Genomic DNA, 17012 nt, shown 5'->3' on the forward strand with positions numbered 1-17012 from the left:
AGTCCGGACATGACCAGCACCACCGCTCAGCCACCGATACAAGCCCAGACCCCCGACACCTCCGAGGTCGAGCTGCTCATCGGCGGGATGACCTGCGCCTCCTGCGCGGCCCGCGTCGAGAGGAAGCTCAACCGGATGGACGGCGTCACCGCCTCGGTGAACTACGCGACGGAGAAGGCCAAGGTCAGTTACCCCAAGGGGGTACAGGTCGCCGATCTGATCGCCACCGTGGAGAAGACGGGATACACGGCCGAGGAACCCCCGCCGCCGGAGCCCGAGGCCTCGCCGGCCGCCGCACAGACCCCGCAGGACCCCGAGCTCACCGCGCTGCGCCACCGACTGGTCGTCTCCGCCCTCCTCGCCGCCCCGGTCGTCCTGCTCGCGATGGTCCCGTCCCTCCAGTTCGACTACTGGCAGTGGCTCTCGCTGACCCTCGCCGCCCCGGTCGTCGTCTGGGGCGGCCTGCCCTTCCACCGGGCCGCCTGGACGAACCTGCGGCACGGCGCCGCCACCATGGACACCCTCGTCTCGGTCGGCACGCTGGCCGCGTTCGGCTGGTCCCTGTGGGCACTGTTCTTCGGCGACGCGGGCATGCCGGGCATGCACGACGAGTTCCGGTTCACGGTCTCCCGCATGGACGGCGCGTCCACGATCTACCTCGAAGTCGCCGCTGGCGTGGTCGCGCTGATCCTCCTCGGCCGCTATCTGGAGGCCCGCTCCAAGCGGCGCGCGGGAGCGGCGCTGCGGGCGCTGATGGAGCTGGGCGCCAAGGACGTCGCCGTACTGCGATACGAGGGGGGCGAGCGCGGAGCGCTCTCGGTTGAGGGTGGTGGCGGGAGACGGGCGGGCGGCCGTGAGGTGCGCGTGCCGGTGGCCTCCCTGGCCGTCGGCGACCGGTTCGTCGTACGGCCCGGGGAGAAGATCGCCACCGACGGCGTCGTGGTCGAGGGCGTCTCCGCGGTCGACGCCTCCATGCTGACCGGCGAGTCGGTGCCGGTGGACGTGAGCGCCGGCGCCACGGTGACGGGCGCGACGGTGAACGCCGGGGGCCGGCTGGTCGTCGAGGCCACCCGGGTCGGCGCGGACACCCAGCTGGCCCGGATGGCGATGCTGGTGGAGGACGCGCAGAACGGCAAGGCCGAGGTGCAGCGGCTGGCCGACCGGATCTCGGCCGTGTTCGTACCGGCCGTCATCCTGATCGCGCTCGGCACGTTCGGTGCCTGGCTCGCCGTCACCGGCGACACCGGCGCCGCCTTCACGGCCGCCGTCGCCGTCCTGATCATCGCCTGCCCGTGCGCGCTCGGCCTCGCGACACCGACGGCGCTGATGGTCGGCACCGGGCGCGGCGCGCAGCTCGGCATCCTGATCAAGGGCCCGGAGGTCCTGGAGTCCACCCGCCGCGTCGACACGGTCGTCCTGGACAAGACCGGCACGGTCACCACCGGCCGGATGACCCTCCAAGAGGTGTACGCCGCCGAGGGCACCGACGAGAAGGAGGTGCTGCGGCTCGCCGGCGCCCTGGAGCACGCCTCCGAGCACCCGGTCGCCCGCGCGGTCGCGGCCGGCGCCGAGGAGCGGACCGGCACGCTGCCGGACGTCGAGCACTTCGAGAACGTCCCCGGGCGTGGCGTACGCGGCCGCGTGGCGGGTCACGAGGTGGCCGTGGGGCGCCTCTTCGACGGGCTTCCGGAGGAGTTGGCCCGCGCCAAGGACGAGGTCGAGAGGAACGGTCGTACGGCCGTCGTGGCCGGCTGGGACGGCGCGGCACGCGGTGTCCTCGCCGTGGCCGACGCGGTCAAGGAGACCAGCGCCGAGGCGGTGCGCGACCTGCGCGCGCTGGGACTCACGCCGGTGCTGCTGACCGGGGACAACCGGGCGGTGGCCGAGGCCGTGGCCCATGCCGTGGGTATCGACGAGGTGATCGCCGAGGTGCTGCCCGAGGACAAGGTCGACGTCGTACGGCGACTGCAGGACGAGGGCCGGACCGTCGCCATGGTGGGTGACGGCGTCAACGACGCGGCCGCGCTCGCCACCGCCGATCTGGGTCTCGCGATGGGTACCGGCACGGACGCGGCGATCGAGGCGGGCGACCTGACCCTGGTGCGCGGCGACCTGCGGGTGGCGGCGGACGCCATCCGGCTGTCGCGGCGGACGCTGACCACGATCAAGGGCAACCTGGTGTGGGCTTTTGGATACAACGTGGCCGCGCTGCCACTGGCCGCCGCCGGGCTGCTGAACCCGATGATCGCGGGGGCCGCGATGGCGTTCTCGTCGGTGTTCGTGGTGACGAACAGCCTTCGGCTGCGGAGCTTCCGCTGAAGCCGCCCGAGGTTACCGACAGTTCGTCGAAGCCGAAGTAAGAGTCCCTCTAGAGTCCAACGCGCGCCTCACATAAGCTCTTCACAAGGCTCGCGCATCATCCTTACGCTTGAGCTCCGATCGTCGTATCGGGGCTCTTGCGCATCTATCGGACATATGCAAGAGACGCAGATCACAGTGATGTGAACGTAACCATCGAAGGGGTTCGAAGGTCTAAGTTGACGGTGTCAGACAGCGTCTTGGGGGAGGCTGACTGGCATCTGAGGATGTCTTGGGGGACTTCCTCGGAGTTGCGTTGCCGGGGCGCGTACATCGGGAAGCTTTGAGCGGCCCTCCCGATCCGTGCGGGTCCCGGCAGATCGCACCGCATCACTGGAACACGACCCGAGTACGGCGAGTTTTGCTCGTTGTGCTCACAACAGCGATTCAGGCGCTGTCCTCGCAAGCGCCCGGCCGGATCCCGTGGGGGGAATCCGCACCGGGACATGGGAAGGCGCCCTGGACGTCGGCCCGTGGGGGGACCGGCGCCAGGGCGCCTTCTGTCTTGTTTTTTGGGCTTCGCCTCCGGGGCGCCAAAGCCTGTGTCGAGATCCCGACCGTGCTCAGCCCTCCGGGCCTCCGCGCGCTCGGGATCTCGACACAGGCGCGCCCCTTCGGCTCACTCGCCGGGTTGGCCGCGGTGGCCGTACAAGAATTAGGCGGAGCCTTTGGCTCAGCGCTCCTCGACCGGAATGAAGTCGCGCTCGACGACGCCCGTGTAGATCTGGCGCGGGCGGCCGATGCGGGAACCCGGCTCCTTGATCATCTCGTGCCACTGGGCGATCCAGCCCGGGAGGCGGCCGAGGGCGAACAGGACCGTGAACATCTCGGTCGGGAAGCCCATGGCGCGGTAGATCAGGCCGGTGTAGAAGTCGACGTTCGGGTAGAGGCTGCGCGAGACGAAGTAGTCGTCGGAGAGCGCGTGCTCCTCCAGCTTCAGCGCGATGTCCAGCAGCTCGTCGGACTTGCCGAGGGCCGAGAGGACGTCGTGCGCGGCGGCCTTGATGATCTTGGCGCGCGGGTCGAAGTTCTTGTAGACCCGGTGGCCGAAGCCCATCAGGCGGACGCCGTCCTCCTTGTTCTTCACCTTGCGGATGAAGGAGTCGACGTCGCCGCCGGAGTCGCGGATACCCTCCAGCATCTCCAGCACGGACTGGTTGGCGCCGCCGTGCAGCGGGCCCCACAGCGCGTTGATGCCGGCCGAGATCGAGGCGAACATGTTGGCCTGCGACGAACCGACCAGGCGGACCGTCGAGGTCGAGCAGTTCTGCTCGTGGTCGGCGTGCAGGATCAGCAGCTTGTCGAGCGCGGCGACCACGGTCGGGTCGAGGTCGTACTCCTGCGCCGGGACCGAGAAGGTCATGCGGAGGAAGTTCTCCACGTAACCGAGGTCGTTGCGCGGGTAGACGAACGGGTGACCGATCGACTTCTTGTACGCGTAGGCCGCGATCGTCGGAAGCTTGGCGAGCAGGCGGATCGTCGAGAGGTTGCGCTGCTTCTCGTCGAACGGGTTGTGGCTGTCCTGGTAGAAGGTCGACAGCGCCGAGACGACCGAGGACAGCATCGCCATCGGGTGGGCGTCGCGCGGGAAGCCCTTGTAGAAGTTCTTGACGTCCTCGTGCAGCAGGGTGTGCTGCGTGATGTCGTTCTTGAAGACGGTGAGCTCGTCGATGGTCGGCAGCTCACCGTTGATCAGCAGGTAGGCCACCTCCAGGAACGTGGAGCGCTCGGCCAGCTGCTCGATCGGGTAGCCGCGGTACCGGAGGATGCCCGCCTCGCCGTCGAGGTAGGTGACCGCGGATTTGTAGGCGGCCGTGTTGCCGTACCCGCTGTCCAGAGTCACCAGACCGGTCTGGGCGCGGAGCTTCCCGATGTCGAAGCCCTTGTCGCCGACGGTGCTGTCGATCACCGGGTAGGTGTACTCGCCGTCGCCGTACCGCAGTACTACAGAGTTGTCGCTCACGTCTTCCCTCACCGACGTAGTGCCTCATCTTCGAGGTGCCCTGACTGTCTCTACCATCCCCCATTTGGCTCAGGAGAGTGCACTCGGGGTCGACCATTGGGCCTATTGGCGGCACTCAGTGCCGCCAACCTGCTCATCCTGCCCGGTTGTTTCCCCAACTGGAAGGTCTCTGTGACCTTCACGACTCATTTGATCGATCATTTTTTGCGATGTGGGGGTCTCGGTCGAGGTCAGCGGCCGTCCAGGCGGAAATCGAGGGCCGTACAACGGCGTCCCGCCGACACCGTGCGCACCGCCTGACCGATCGCTTTGCGTGAACCCACGAGGACAACCAGCTTCTTGGCACGGGTCACGGCGGTGTACAGCAGGTTCCGCTGGAGCATCATCCAGGCGCCCGTGGTGACCGGGATCACCACGGCAGGATATTCACTTCCCTGCGAGCGGTGGATGGTCACCGCGTACGCATGTGCCAATTCATCCAGTTCGTCGAATTCGTACGGAACCTCCTCGTCCTCGTCCGTCAGCACCGTGAGGCGCTGGTCGACCGGGTCGAGCGAGGTCACCACGCCCACGGTGCCGTTGAAGACACCGTTGCTGCCCTTCTCGTAATTGTTGCGAATCTGGGTGACCTTGTCGCCGACGCGGAAGACCCGGCCGCCGAACCGCTTCTCGGCGAGGTCGGGGCGACCGGGCGTGATGGCCTGCTGGAGCAGGCCGTTCAGGGTTCCGGCACCGGCGGGGCCGCGGTGCATGGGCGCCAATACCTGTACGTCCCGGCGCGGGTCGAGACCGAACTTGGCCGGAATCCGATGGGCGGCGACGTCCACGGTGAGCCGCCCGGCCGCCTCCGTGTCGTCCTCGACGAAGAGGAAGAAGTCCTTCATCCCGTCGGTGACCGGATGCTGCCCGGAGTTGATCCGGTGCGCGTTCGTCACCACGCCCGACTGCTGGGCCTGGCGGAAGACCCGGGTGAGGCGGACGGCCGGGATCGGGCCGCCGTCGGCCAGCAGGTCGCGCAGCACCTCGCCGGCGCCGACGCTGGGCAGCTGGTCCACGTCCCCCACGAACAGCAGATGAGCCCCCGGAGGCACCGCTTTCACCAGCTTGTTGGCGAGCAGCAGGTCCAGCATCGAGGCCTCGTCGACGACCACCAGGTCGGCATCGAGCGGCCGGTCCTTGTCGTACGCCGCGTCGCCGCCCGGCTTCAGCTCCAGCAGCCGGTGGACGGTGGAGGCTTCGGTCCCGGTGAGCTCGGCCAGCCGCTTGGCGGCCCGTCCGGTGGGCGCGGCCAGCACGACCCGGGCCTTCTTCGCGCGGGCCAGCTCCACGATCGAGCGGACGGTGAAGGACTTGCCGCAGCCGGGCCCGCCGGTCAGGACGGCCACCTTCTCGGTGAGGGCCAGCCGGACGGCGGCCTCCTGCTCGGCGGCGAGCTCGGCGCCGGTGCGCCCCTTGAGCCAGGACAGGGCCTTGTCCCAGGCCACGTCCCGGAAGCCGGGCATGCGGTCCTGGTCGGTGCGCAGCAGCCGCAGCAGCTGGGCCGAGAGGGAGAGCTCGGCGCGGTGGAAGGGGACGAGATAGATGGCCGTGACCGGCTCCCCGCCGTCGGGTCCGGGCACCTTCTCCCGTACGACACCCGGATCCTCGCCCTCCTCCGACGGCTCGGCCAGCTCGGCGAGGCACTCGATGACCAGGCCGGTGTCCACCTGGAGGAGCTTCACCGCGTCCGCGATCAGCCGGTCCTCGGGCAGGAAGCAGTGGCCCTGGTCGGTGGACTGCGACAGCGCGTACTGCAGCCCGGCCTTCACCCGCTCCGGGCTGTCGTGCGGGATGCCGACGGACTGGGCGATCTTGTCGGCGGTGAGGAAGCCGATGCCCCACACGTCGGCGGCCAGCCGGTAGGGCTGGTTCTTGACGACCGAGATCGAGGCGTCGCCGTACTTCTTGTAGATGCGCACGGCGATCGACGTCGACACCTCGACGGTCTGGAGGAAGAGCATGACCTCCTTGATCGCCTTCTGCTCCTCCCAGGCGTCGGCGATCTTCTTGGTCCGCTTGGGGCCGAGCCCCGGGACCTCGATGAGCCGCTTGGGCTCCTCCTCGATGATCCGCAGGGTGTCCAGGCCGAAGTGCTGCGTGATGCGGTCGGCGAAGACCGGCCCGATGCCCTTGACCAGCCCGGAGCCGAGGTAGCGGCGGATGCCCTGGACGGTGGCCGGCAGGACGGTCGTGTAGTTCTCCACCGTGAACTGCTTGCCGTACTGCGGGTGGGAGCCCCAGCGGCCCTCCATGCGCAGGGACTCGCCGACCTGCGCGCCGAGCAGCGCGCCGACGACCGTGAGGAGATCGCCGCCGCCCCGGCCGGTGTCGACCCGGGCGACCGTGTAGCCGTTCTCCTCGTTGGCGTACGTGATCCGCTCCAGCACGCCTTCGAGCACGGCAAGCCGACGCTCCGCGGTCCCCGCGTCATTGGACATGATCCGACCGTACCGCCGGGGTCCGACAGCGGTGGGGCACGTCGGCGGCGGGGTCCGCTTCCGGGCCAGGATGCGGCAACCTGGCAACGGCCGACCGGCCGGCGGGCGGTCCGGGCGACCGCCGCCCCAATTCAACGCTCAGGGGAGTCATTTCATGGACGACTACGACCTCCTGGTCGTGGGATCGGCCAACGCCGACCTGGTCATCGGCGTCGAACGGCGCCCGGGCGCCGGGGAGACGGTGCTCGGCGGCGACCTCGCCGTGCACCCGGGCGGCAAGGGCGCCAACCAGGCGGTCGCGGCCGCCCGGCTCGGAGCCCGTACGGCCCTGCTGGCCCGGGTCGGCGACGACGCGCACGGCCGGCTGCTGCTCGACGCGCAGCGGGCGGCCGGGGTCGACACGGCGGGCGTGCTGGTGGGCGGGGCGCCGACCGGGGTCGCGCTGATCACGGTGGACCCGTCCGGTGACAACAGCATCGTGGTGTCACCGGGCGCGAACGGCCGGCTGACACCCGAGGACGTACGGGCCGCGGCCGGCCTGTTCCGCGCCTCCCGGGTGGTCTCGGCGCAGTTGGAGATCCCGCTGGAGACGGTCGTGGAGGTCGTGCGCGCTCTCGCCCCGGGCAGCCGCTTCGTACTGAACCCCTCCCCGCCCCGCCCGCTGCCCCCACAGGTGCTGGCGGCCTGCGACCCGCTGATCGTGAACGAGCACGAGGCGAGGGCCGTACTAGGCGCATCCGGGGCGGGCGAGGAGCCCGAGGACTGGGCGCGGTCGCTGCTCGCGCGGGGCCCGCGGTCGGTGGTCGTGACACTCGGCGCGCGGGGAGCGCTGGTCGCCTCCGCGGAGGGCATGACACGGGTGCCGTCCGTACCGGTGACCGCCGTGGACACCACCGGCGCGGGCGACGCGTTCACCGCGGCGCTGGCCTGGCGGCTCGGGACGGGCGCCACCCTCGCGGAGGCGGCGGGCCATGCGGTCCGGGTCGGGGCGGCGGCCGTGATGAGGCGGGGGGCGCAGGAGTCGTTCCCGACGGCTGCGGAGGTCGAGGCGCTGTGAAACGGTGATCTTCGGGCCGTACGCTGGCCGCAAAAGCTTCGAGGGGACCCGGTCCGTCGACCAGGTCCCCTCGGCTCTTCCCCTCCGTATCAGAACCCCCGCGATCCCCCCGGATCCCCCTCCAGAAGTTCTGATGCCAAGTACGACACGGCAGGTGGGGGAAGGGTTGTACGGCATCTTCAAGATTTTTCGACGGCTGTGTCGGCTGCGGGATCTGCCCGCGCCGGCCGCGTGCCTCTGCTCTCGGCGACACGTCTGACATCCAGCAGAGACTCCCTGAGTCGACCGGCGAGGTAGCGCAGTTCATGACTGGTAGCGCGGGGCTCGGAGAGGAGTTCGGCGGCGTGGCCGAGGAGCTCGTCGGCCATCCCTAGCTGGATGGTCTCGATCTCGTCGGCGAGGCGCGAGACAAGGCCGGTACCACTGCCCACGAGGTAGCAGGGCTTTCCTTCCGGGCTGGACCAGGGCAGCAGGCGCCTGCCCGCGTGCTCGTACTGCCCGCCGTTCATCCGCGCACCCGTGCGTGGCGGGACGGCCTCGAACGGAGATCCTCTCCCCGCTCCGCAAGCCACAGCACGCGCGGGGGCCCGGAGGCGCGGGGGCGCAGAAACGGCTCGATGAGCCAGTCGACGAGGTCTGTCACGGCAGCCTGCTTTCTCCCGGACGCAATGAATGCACTCTGTGACGAAACGCTCACAGAATGAGGTCTGCGCTCGCTACGCTTCCAGGGGCTGGAGCTTGACATCGCGCCTGTCAAGAAAAGGAGTTGGCCGAATGAGCGAAGGTCGTACGCCTCGAACACCCCGGGAGAAGTACGGAGAGGAGTTGAGGCTGCGGCGGGTGGCGGCGCAGCTCACCCAGGAGGAACTGGGCGATCATGTCGTGTGCTCGCCCACGCTGATCAGCCACTTCGAGGCCGGGCGACGGCTGCCGAAGCCGGATGACGCACAGCGGATCGACCGGGCACTGGGGACGGACGGGTTCTTCGCGCGGTGGCTGGAGGATCTGGACAGCAAGTACGACGTCCACTTCGCTGCTGCCGCCGAGCTGGAGCAACAGGCCACGCTGATCCAGCAGTTCGCCGTCTCCCTGGTTCCCGGCATGCTCCAGACCCCTGACTACGCACGGGCCGTATTCGCCGCGTACCGCCCCAACCACACAGCCGGCGAACTTGACGACGACGTTGTCATTCGAACACAGCGTGCCCGGATTCTGGACGCGCCGTTGAAACCCGTCGTCTGGACACTGCTCGACGAGGCCGTACTCCGGCGTTGCGTCGGCGGCCCGCAGGTCATGGCAGAACAGTTGGGCAGGATCGCGGACATGGCCGAGGCAGGGCGGTTACGCCTGCACGTCCTTCCGTACGGCGTCGGCGCACACGCGCTGATGCAGAGCCTGCTCACTCTCATGAGCTTCGAGGATTCCGCCCCCGTGGCCTACATCGAAGCCTTCCTCGTCGGGCAACTACTCGACGATCCAGCCTTGGTGAGCGCCAGTCAGACGGCCTACGCTCTCGCTCTGAGCGACGCGTTGTCGCAGCAGGAGTCACTGGCCCTCGTCAGGGCGGCAGCAGAGGAACACGCACATGGTCAGCAGTGAGCACACCGTCTCCGACTCGTCCGTCCTCACTGGGTGGTACAAGTCCAGCTACAGCGGCGGCAACCAGGGCGAATGCCTCGAGGTCGCCCGTGGCCACGCTGGCGTGCCCGTGCGCGACAGCAAGGCCGGCGCCGGTCCGGCCTTGATCCTCTCGGCGGACGGATGGGCATCGTTCGTTGCCGCCGTCAAGGAGGGCCGCATCGGCGACGTCTGACCGTGCTTTCCGTGCCCACTACTTGAGCAGGTACTCGCAGGGCTTGGGGCTCTTGCCGCCGTTGTTGTCGGCGACCTGCTTGCCGTCGACCTTGATCACGCAGGCGGCTGTCTTCAGCATCCCGTCGCCGGCCGGGACCAGCCCGGGAACGACCGATACGAGATGACCCACCCTGAGCTCGGCCCCGGTGAGTTCGATCGTCCCGGTCTTCGTCCAGGGCAGCTTATGCGTTTCGAAGGCGTTAGTGGACAGGTCGTAGCCGATCTTCGCGGTGCCCGAACCGGTCACCTCCAGCGTCACGGTGTGCTTCTCCCCGCCCGCTCCGGCCGTCGGCGACGCGCTCTGGGACACCGTCGCTTTGCCGCCGTTGGTCTTGTCGCCGTCCGCGGTGTCGCTGCCGCAGCCGGTCAGCAGGGCTGCCGCAACCAGTGCTGCCGCAGCCGCCGCCGTGAAAGTGCTTCGCATGTTCCCCGTTCCCCCAGTTCCGTTTCCTGTCGCGAAGAAGCGACGTCCCGAGATCCAATCACGTTCGGTTCCTGCCGCGAGCCCCACCGCGGCACAGCGATCTCCCGGTCGGTTCCGAGGCTCGCGACTCCGCGTGAGGACGAGCGGGGTTCCGCCTGACGGGCCACTCCACCTCCAGCCGCCCGCCGTAAGGGGGTTGTGGAGTGCGCACAGCGCAGCGGCGAGGGACGCACGACGCTCCGTAGCGCCGCACCCGCCCTTTGCGATCATGTTCCGATGTTGTCCGGATCACGCCACATCGGGACCAACTGCGTTGCCACTGCGATCACATGCGAGGCAGGATACTCAAACACGCTTTTGATTCTTACGTGATGCACGGGGGTGGACACGTGAAGTTCGACATGGGATCGACGACCCTGTCGGAGCTCGGCAAGAGCACGGTCGGTTCCAGTGACGACCTGGGCACGCTGATCCGCTGGCTGATCCAGGCGGCGGAGCCGTTGGAGGGGAAGTTCAACGGCTCCGGCAAGGTCGCCTTCGACTCGTTCAAGTCCCGGGCGGACGAGATCACCAACACGCTCAACAGCTCGCTCGGCGCGATCCTGGGCGGTCAGAGCGGCATGGACACCGCCTTCGGCAGCGGTGACGTGGAGACGCAGGACAACGCCAACAAGAACATGGGCGGAGCCAACTTCGACGCGGCCCGCTTCGGCGCGCGATAGGCATCATGACCACTGCAACAGGGGGATTGTGACGATGGGTCAGAGCCAGGACCGCCTCTCCTACGACACCGGGGCCTCCAGCGAGGTGCAGGGCAGCCTGCAGGGCATCATCGGCCAGCTGGAGCGTGTACTGGGCGACCGCGAACGCGCGGTCAAGGCAGCGATGGCGGACTTCCAGGCCGACGGGGTCTCGGACGAGTACCACGGCAAGGAGGTCCGCTGGAACCGTGCCGCGACCGAGGTCCGCAACATCATCCACCTCGTCCGCAACACGCTTGAGCAGAACGACGGCACCGCCCAGTCGACGGTGGCGAAGGCGCGGACGGCTGTCGACAACATCGGCTGAACCCGGGCGTGTTACGGCGATGCGGTGACGGCAACAACTGCGTGAATTCAACGGGGGTTCGACATGCCGACGTGGGACATCTCGCCCTCGGGCGTCCAGCACGTCCTCAACGAGACCGGAAAGGCGGCCGAGGGGCTCTCCAACACCGGTAAGGCGCTTGGGGAGACCATGACGAGCGCGGCGAGCTCGTCCGGCACCATCGTGCCGGGCAACCAGGTGCAGTGCGGGATTCAGGGACCGGTCGCGGCGGCGCTGGGTGAGTTCCTCCAGGCGTACCAGAAGGACCTGATGTACGTGGCGAAGCGAACGTCGAACTCCCTCAACGGGGCGACCACCGCCACCAAGGAGTACATCAAGGGGAACCTGGAGATGGCCGCGCACGCGCAGACGAACGCGCTCAAGGAGCCAGTGATCGACCTGCCCGGGGACAAGGGACAGCCCAAGGGATCTCAGGGGGGTCCGTGAGCCCCGAACTCATCGACCCCGAGGGCATACCCGTCTTCATCGGCGACCTGGAACAGCTCAGCACCGACGCTCTGCTGCTGACCGCGGAGGCGTCCGCCTTCCGGTTCGCCGGGGCGGACGTGCACGGCAAGTTCCAGGGACTGTCGGCCTGTTACTCAGCACCGGAGGCGGAGCAACTGTTCGCCACGACCGCTCCCGTGGCGGCCAAGGCGGACAAGTTCGCCGACGACCTCGAGAAGGTGGGCGCGGCACTCAGCGCCTACGAGGCGGAGATCCAGCCGCTGGTGGCCAAGCTCAAGAGTCTGAAGGCGCGCGCCGAGAGCTTCCGGGCGGACATCGCGGGCGACGACCATTGGCTCGAGGACAACGACAACGTCCAGCTCAACAACGACCTCTTCTACGACGTCAATACCACCCAAGTGGCCTTCTGGCAGGCCGAGCGCACCTGCCACAACAAGATCACGGCGCTGGTGCACGGCACGACGCTGATCGTCGAGGACGGCGCGCAGGAACGTCTCCTCAAGCGGGGTACGTCCACCTACGGCTTCACCCAGGACCTCCTCGACCAGTCCGACGACCTGCCCTGGGGCAGGACGGTCGAGAAGGAACGGCACGGTCTGGACTGGCTGGGTCACCAGATCGTCGAGTTCGGGAAGGGCTTCTTCGTCGACGGCTTGTGGGGCACCATCCGCGGGCTCGGCACGATGGTCGGCTTCGACGGACTTGAAGCGATGGGCGAGGCGTGGACGCACCTGGGCAAGCTCGCGACCGGTATCGCCATCACGCTGAGCCCGCTCGGTACGGCGTACTGGTTGGCCCCCGACGACAAGCTCCCCTCCTACCTCCGGGAGTCCCGCCAGACGGTGGTCGACACCGGCAAGGCGCTGATCGCCTACGACGAGTGGGGCAAGAACCCGGCCCGGGCCGGCGGTGCGGTCACCTTCAACGCGCTCACGACCATCTTCACCGGCGGCGCGGGCTCGGCGGCGAAGAGTGGCGCCGTCGCCCGGACGCTGGGCGCGCTCGGCAAGGCGGGGCGGTGGGTCGACCCGATGACGTACATCGGGAAGGCGGCAAAGTTCGGCACGGTGAAGGTGGGCGACCTGTTCGGGAGCCTGAAGAACCTCAAGGCGGGCGCGTACACGGACGTCCTCTCGGGGGCGGGGAAGGTCCAGCCGGACGGCAGCGTCCTCAAGATCGCCGACGATGTCCCGGTCGTGGTCGGCAACCACATCGAGTGGCCGGACGGGACCCGGCTCAACCTGGACGACGGGTCCGTGATCAAGCCAGACGGAACCCGTGCGGCGGCCAAGGTGGAACTGTCGGCGGCGGACCGGGCGATGCTGGAGCGGAGCCTGCCGCATGGGGAAGCGGTGCTGGTGGGGGCCGGGGACGGTGTGGCGGCGCATGTCGGGGGCGAGGCCACGGCTCACGTCTCAGGCGACGCGACGGCTCGTACCGGGGGTGACGCGACGGCCCACGCTGACGGGAACGCGGCCACTCACATCGGTGAGCGCGCCGGGGCCCGTTCCACGGACACGCTGTCCTCGCATGACACCTCGGTGCATGCGACGGGCGGGGATCACAGCCCGGGTGCCGACGGCATCGGGGGCGGCCACGGCGACGGTGGTGACGCCAGCAGGACCGGTGGCCAGGATGGACCTGGGTCCGGCGAACACGATCCGCTGGTACGCGAACGCGAGATCATGCGGCAGCAAGTGGAGCGGGCCAACACGGATCCGAAGTGGTTCGCGGAGAACTACCGGGACAATGGGTACCGGCGGTCCACCAAGTACACCGGAGGCTACGACCAGACCATCCCGCAACTGGTCCGCAACCCCTTCGGAGGACCGAACAAGTGGATCGCAGCGAGCGACATGCCACCGCCGATCCGGGAGCATTACGTCAGCAATGTGCCCAAGCTCGGCAAGCGGTTGACGGTGAGCGACAAGATCCAGCACTTCTTGGACCAGCAGGCTGCCAAGCGCGACCGTGCCATCACGCACGACAAAGCTGCCGAGGCCAGGCTGGAGGCGGCCGAGAAGGCGTACGCGGCCGATCCGACCAAGGAACTCGCCGAGGCCATGCGGCATGCTGAGGATGCACACCGGCCGCTGCACTCGGGCATGAACCGGGCGAGCGAAATGTTCGGCGAGCATGTCGCCGAACATCGGGCAATACCCGAGCACTTCCCCGATGCGGTACGCGTGGACGACGGAGCGTTTGGGAACAACCGGTTCGACCAGATCTACAAGACGCCCGACGGCCGGTTCGTTGTCGTCGAGGCGAAGGGCTCGGAGCGCGCCAATCTCGGAGTCCGCAAGGGACACAGCGGGCGGCTGGTGAAGCAGGGTTCGCGGGAATACTTCGAAACCATCCTTGAGGAAATGGAAAAGAGGGCCAAGAGGAACGAGAACAAGGGCCTGCTGGACAAGGCCGAGGCAGAACGCAAGCTGGCCGACGACCTGGACAGGGCGCTCACCGACAAGAAGGTGGACTACGTCGTCGTCAAGGCGAAGTCCGACGGGGCTCAGTACGCTGGCTACGACATGTACCAGTTCGATTTGACGAAATGAGGAATCCGTCCGTGCCGACGAGGATTTCGCGCCCCCCGGTCGAGGGCGGCCATCCGGACCCGGAAGCGTTCCGGAAGGTGCTCAACGAGCGGACCGTCGAGAGGATCGAGCGCCTCGAATCGGCTCCCGACGCACTCGGGCGGACCTTCAGCAGCGCCCTGAGCACGGCCACGCTCCAGTGCCTCAACGACACCAGTGCCGCGATGCTCGAAACCTGGGAGGCCTGGACCATGGCCATGCAGGTCGGGTCCGCGCTGTTCGCCTCGGTCACCGCTCCCGCGGGCTCCACCGTGCCGTGCATGATCGGCCACGAGGTCCGCAGCATTCCAGCTGTCGGGGTCACGCACTTCGCGGACGCCGGCACCTGGCTGGAAGCCTTCTGGCTCGCGGTGATCTGCCGTGACCAGGCTCGTATGACTCAGCTCTGCCAGGTCCCCATCGAGACCCTGCGGGCGTCGGGCGCCGTGTTCGAGGAGTACATCTACCACTGGGTAGACGTCCTCCAGACGTACTGGCTGGAGCAGCCCGATCTCGGTGAGAAGCTGGTCGCCGCTTTCGAGGGAACCGATCCCGACCGGCTGCGGTTCATCGACCGCGAGATGATGCTCAAGGTCCTGTATCCGCCGATCAACCTCTTCTACCGCTTCATCGGCCAGGACCCGGTCAAGTTCAACGAAGCGCTCGTACAAACCCTCACGCTGCACAAGGAGTACTGGACCGCGGACTCCGAGCGCGAGGAATCCGGAGACGGGGACATTCCTCTCGCGGCCCTGGCCATCACCTGTCTCGCCTACGACGCCGGCCGCCCCGTCGAGGTCGAGTCGGAGTACCTGCCCGAGCACCTGCTGAAACGAAGCTGGCTCGGAGAGTTTCCGACGTGACCGCCCAGGACTACGACAGCCAACTGCTGGAGTCCGTCTCGGTAAGGCGCCGGCGCCTCCGCGATGCCCTCCTCTTCGGGGCCCAGCGGCAACGCCGTTCCGTCGACGAGCGGGTGGGAAAGGTCTTCGCCGGAGTCGTGGTCGCGGCCGTTCTGTGTGCCGGGTGTGTGGGGTGGTCGTTCGTTTCGCATCGGGTCATCGGCAAGAGCCCGTACGGAGGTTCCGTGCAGCCTTCGGCCGGGGTCGCCACACCCTCCGGCGCCCCTTCCACCCGGTGATAGGTTCGAACACGTGATGTCTGCGGGGGCCATGAATCGTACGGCGGCCAGTGGGACCGCGGTCGCCCTGAGTCGCGTCACCCTGGTCGGGGAGCGGCGTCGTATCGATCTCGTACTGCCGGCGCGGGAGCCGGTCGGGCTGTTGTTGCCCGAGATCCTTCGGCTGTTGGACGACCGGGTGGGCGAGCGGCCCGAGTTGCGGCATCTCGTGACCACGGACGGGTCCGCGCTCGACCACGACAGCACCCTTGAGTCCGCCGGCGTCCGCGACGGTGCCGTGCTGCGGCTGGTTCGGGCCGAGGACGCTCCGTCCGCGCCCGTCGTGCACGACGTGAGCGACGAGGCTGCCGAGGATCTCGGTGGCCGGTCCTGGCGATGGGGGCCTGGATCCCGGCGCGTCACCGCCGGGCTCGCGACCGTGGGTTGGTCCGGCGCGGCCGGCGTGTTCGCGCGGGCCGCTTACGACCCTTCCGTCGTCGCGGGCGCGCTGCTCGCCGTGGCCGTCGTCGCCGCTCTCGCCGGGGCCCTGCTCGGGCGGGCCCGGCAGCAGCGCGGGCTCGTCACGACCCTCCTCTGCTCGGCCGGGGTGCTGGGCATGCTGGGGATGTCCTCCCTCGCCGACGGCCGCGGCTGGTCCGCCGCGCTGTACGTGGCAGCCCTGGCCTCGGTGGGTGTCGTCACGCTGGTGCTGCTGGGGTGCTTCACGGCGCTGGGGCGCGGTGGGCCGGTCGGTGCGGCCGCTGCCGGTGTCACCGTGCTCGGCTGGGAGGGCGTCGTCGCCGTGCAGTCGGGGGCGGAGACCGCCGGGCAGCAGGCCCGGGTGGGGGCCGTACTCGCCGTCGCGTCGGTCGTGGTGCTCGGCCTGCTGCCGCGTCTCGCGCTCATGGCCTCCGGGTTGGCCGGGCTCGACGACCGACGGGCCAGTGGGGTCTCGGTGAGCCGGTACCAGGTGTCCGCGGCCCTGGCGGCCGCGCATCGCGGACTGGTGCTCGCCACGGTCGCGGTGGCCGTGTCGGCGGCGGTGGCGGGGGTGTGGGCGCTGCGAGCTCCCACGGTGTGGACCGTGCCGCTCGCCCTCGTCACGGCGGTGGTGATGGTGCTGCGGGCCCGGGCTTTCCCTCTGGTCGCCGAGGTCGTGGTGTTGCTGGCGGGCGGCGCCGTGGTGGCGGTCAGGCTGTTGTCGGTGTGGGTGGAGCGGTCCGGTGCCACGGGTCCGGCGCTGGCCGTGCTCGCGGCGCTGGCGATGTTGCCGCTGGCCGTGCTCGTGGTGCAGCCCGCCGAGCATGTGCGGGTACGGCTGCGGCGGGCGGGTGACCTGCTGGAGTCCGTGGGCGTCATGGCACTGCTTCCGCTGCTCATCGGGGTCTTCGGCGTGTACGGGCGTCTGCTCGGCACCTTCGCTTAGGAGACGGGACGAAATGGCTCAGGGGGAACAGGAGCAGCAACAGCAGGGCGGCGGCGACTGGCAGCACGATGTGCTGCGGCAGTTGGCTCAGCACGGGCAGCACGGGCAGCACGGGCAGCAGGGAACGTCGGCGGGTGCCGGCGAGCCCGCCCTGCGTCTCGTTCACTCCGCCGATCCCGAACCTCCGCGGGAAACCGCCATACGTC

The 17012-nt window shown here is 68.9% G+C and carries 15 protein-coding genes and 1 pseudogene; 12 read left to right on the forward strand and 4 right to left on the reverse strand.

Annotated features, from left to right (window positions below):
• Positions 1-9 precede the first annotated feature (9 nt).
• Positions 10-2319, forward strand: coding sequence for a heavy metal translocating P-type ATPase (locus IPZ69_RS33135; RefSeq protein WP_235458368.1), 2310 nt, complete (start codon positions 10-12; stop codon positions 2317-2319).
• Positions 2320-3031: 712 nt separating this feature from the next.
• Here IPZ69_RS33135 and IPZ69_RS33140 read toward each other — a convergent pair.
• Both IPZ69_RS33140 and recD2 read right to left on the reverse strand, forming a co-directional pair.
• Positions 3032-4321, reverse strand: coding sequence for a citrate synthase (locus tag IPZ69_RS33140; protein ID WP_235458369.1), 1290 nt, complete (start codon positions 4319-4321; stop codon positions 3032-3034).
• 230 nt (positions 4322-4551) lie between these two features.
• Positions 4552-6798 carry an SF1B family DNA helicase RecD2 gene (gene recD2, locus IPZ69_RS33145; protein ID WP_235458370.1) on the reverse strand — a complete coding sequence of 749 codons (2247 nt, stop codon included), beginning with the start codon at positions 6796-6798 and terminating at the stop codon, positions 4552-4554.
• Between the two features lie 154 nt (positions 6799-6952).
• Here recD2 and IPZ69_RS33150 point away from each other — a divergent pair, with 154 nt between their 5' ends.
• The gene (locus tag IPZ69_RS33150) at positions 6953-7855 is read left to right on the forward strand and encodes a ribokinase (protein WP_235458371.1); all 903 of its coding nucleotides are present in this window, start codon (positions 6953-6955) and stop codon (positions 7853-7855) included.
• 179 nt (positions 7856-8034) lie between these two features.
• Here IPZ69_RS33150 and IPZ69_RS33155 read toward each other — a convergent pair whose 3' ends face one another.
• Positions 8035-8364, reverse strand: a complete 330-nt coding sequence (locus IPZ69_RS33155; RefSeq protein ID WP_235458372.1) for a hypothetical protein — start codon at positions 8362-8364, stop codon at positions 8035-8037.
• 265 nt (positions 8365-8629) lie between these two features.
• Between IPZ69_RS33155 and IPZ69_RS33160 the strand changes: the two genes are divergently transcribed.
• Together IPZ69_RS33160 and IPZ69_RS33165 are read left to right on the forward strand one after the other, a co-directional pair.
• On the forward strand, positions 8630-9454 hold the full coding sequence (locus IPZ69_RS33160; protein WP_235458373.1) for a helix-turn-helix domain-containing protein: 825 nt from the start codon (positions 8630-8632) through the stop codon (positions 9452-9454).
• Entirely contained in the window at positions 9441-9668 is a 228-nt protein-coding gene (locus IPZ69_RS33165; protein WP_235458374.1) for a DUF397 domain-containing protein, read from the forward strand. The genes IPZ69_RS33160 and IPZ69_RS33165 overlap by 14 nt, the downstream gene beginning before the upstream one ends.
• 18 nt (positions 9669-9686) lie before the next feature.
• Here IPZ69_RS33165 and IPZ69_RS33170 read toward each other — a convergent pair whose 3' ends face one another.
• Positions 9687-10133, reverse strand: coding sequence for a hypothetical protein (locus IPZ69_RS33170; RefSeq protein ID WP_235458375.1), 447 nt, complete (start codon positions 10131-10133; stop codon positions 9687-9689).
• A 389-nt stretch (positions 10134-10522) separates the two neighbouring features.
• On the opposite strand from IPZ69_RS33170, the gene IPZ69_RS33175 reads away from it, so the two are divergent.
• From IPZ69_RS33175 to IPZ69_RS33210, 8 genes and pseudogenes are all read left to right on the forward strand, one after another.
• Positions 10523-10855 carry a hypothetical protein gene (locus IPZ69_RS33175; protein ID WP_235458376.1) on the forward strand — a complete coding sequence of 111 codons (333 nt, stop codon included), beginning with the start codon at positions 10523-10525 and terminating at the stop codon, positions 10853-10855.
• A 34-nt stretch (positions 10856-10889) separates the two neighbouring features.
• The gene (locus IPZ69_RS33180) at positions 10890-11201 is read left to right on the forward strand and encodes a pore-forming ESAT-6 family protein (protein ID WP_235458377.1); all 312 of its coding nucleotides are present in this window, start codon (positions 10890-10892) and stop codon (positions 11199-11201) included.
• Between the two features lie 63 nt (positions 11202-11264).
• Positions 11265-11666, forward strand: a complete 402-nt coding sequence (locus IPZ69_RS33185; protein WP_235458378.1) for a DUF6507 family protein — start codon at positions 11265-11267, stop codon at positions 11664-11666.
• Complete coding sequence (locus IPZ69_RS33190; RefSeq protein WP_235458379.1) at positions 11663-14242, forward strand: hypothetical protein; 2580 nt, start codon at positions 11663-11665, stop codon at positions 14240-14242. Before IPZ69_RS33185 ends, IPZ69_RS33190 begins: the two co-directional genes overlap by 4 nt.
• An 11-nt stretch (positions 14243-14253) precedes the next feature.
• Positions 14254-15123, forward strand: a complete 870-nt coding sequence (locus IPZ69_RS33195; protein ID WP_235458380.1) for an immunity 49 family protein — start codon at positions 14254-14256, stop codon at positions 15121-15123.
• Positions 15120-15401 carry a hypothetical protein gene (locus IPZ69_RS33200; protein ID WP_235458381.1) on the forward strand — a complete coding sequence of 94 codons (282 nt, stop codon included), beginning with the start codon at positions 15120-15122 and terminating at the stop codon, positions 15399-15401. Before IPZ69_RS33195 ends, IPZ69_RS33200 begins: the two co-directional genes overlap by 4 nt.
• 31 nt (positions 15402-15432) lie before the next feature.
• A complete protein-coding gene (gene eccD, locus IPZ69_RS33205; protein WP_235458382.1) occupies positions 15433-16806 on the forward strand; it encodes a type VII secretion integral membrane protein EccD in 1374 nt (457 codons plus the stop codon).
• A 13-nt stretch (positions 16807-16819) separates the two neighbouring features.
• A pseudogene (locus IPZ69_RS33210) lies at positions 16820-17012 on the forward strand (hypothetical protein); the annotation flags it as partial.

Source organism: Streptomyces olivochromogenes, assembly GCF_021538895.1.
GTDB lineage: Bacteria > Actinomycetota > Actinomycetes > Streptomycetales > Streptomycetaceae > Streptomyces > Streptomyces olivochromogenes_A.

Bases quoted from the DNA above. Each gene is read 5' to 3' on its own strand.
- IPZ69_RS33180 (WP_235458377.1), top strand. From the start codon at position 10,890: ATGGGTCAGAGCCAGGACCGCCTCTCCTACGACACCGGGGCCTCCAGC.
- IPZ69_RS33165 (WP_235458374.1), top strand. From the start codon at position 9,441: ATGGTCAGCAGTGAGCACACCGTCTCCGACTCGTCCGTCCTCACTGGG.
- IPZ69_RS33185 (WP_235458378.1), top strand. From the start codon at position 11,265: ATGCCGACGTGGGACATCTCGCCCTCGGGCGTCCAGCACGTCCTCAAC.
- IPZ69_RS33150 (WP_235458371.1), top strand. From the start codon at position 6,953: ATGGACGACTACGACCTCCTGGTCGTGGGATCGGCCAACGCCGACCTG.
- IPZ69_RS33135 (WP_235458368.1), top strand. From the start codon at position 10: ATGACCAGCACCACCGCTCAGCCACCGATACAAGCCCAGACCCCCGAC.
- eccD (WP_235458382.1), top strand. From the start codon at position 15,433: ATGAATCGTACGGCGGCCAGTGGGACCGCGGTCGCCCTGAGTCGCGTC.
- recD2 (WP_235458370.1), bottom strand. From the start codon at position 6,798: ATGTCCAATGACGCGGGGACCGCGGAGCGTCGGCTTGCCGTGCTCGAA.
- IPZ69_RS33170 (WP_235458375.1), bottom strand. From the start codon at position 10,133: ATGCGAAGCACTTTCACGGCGGCGGCTGCGGCAGCACTGGTTGCGGCA.
- IPZ69_RS33160 (WP_235458373.1), top strand. From the start codon at position 8,630: ATGAGCGAAGGTCGTACGCCTCGAACACCCCGGGAGAAGTACGGAGAG.
- IPZ69_RS33155 (WP_235458372.1), bottom strand. From the start codon at position 8,364: ATGAACGGCGGGCAGTACGAGCACGCGGGCAGGCGCCTGCTGCCCTGG.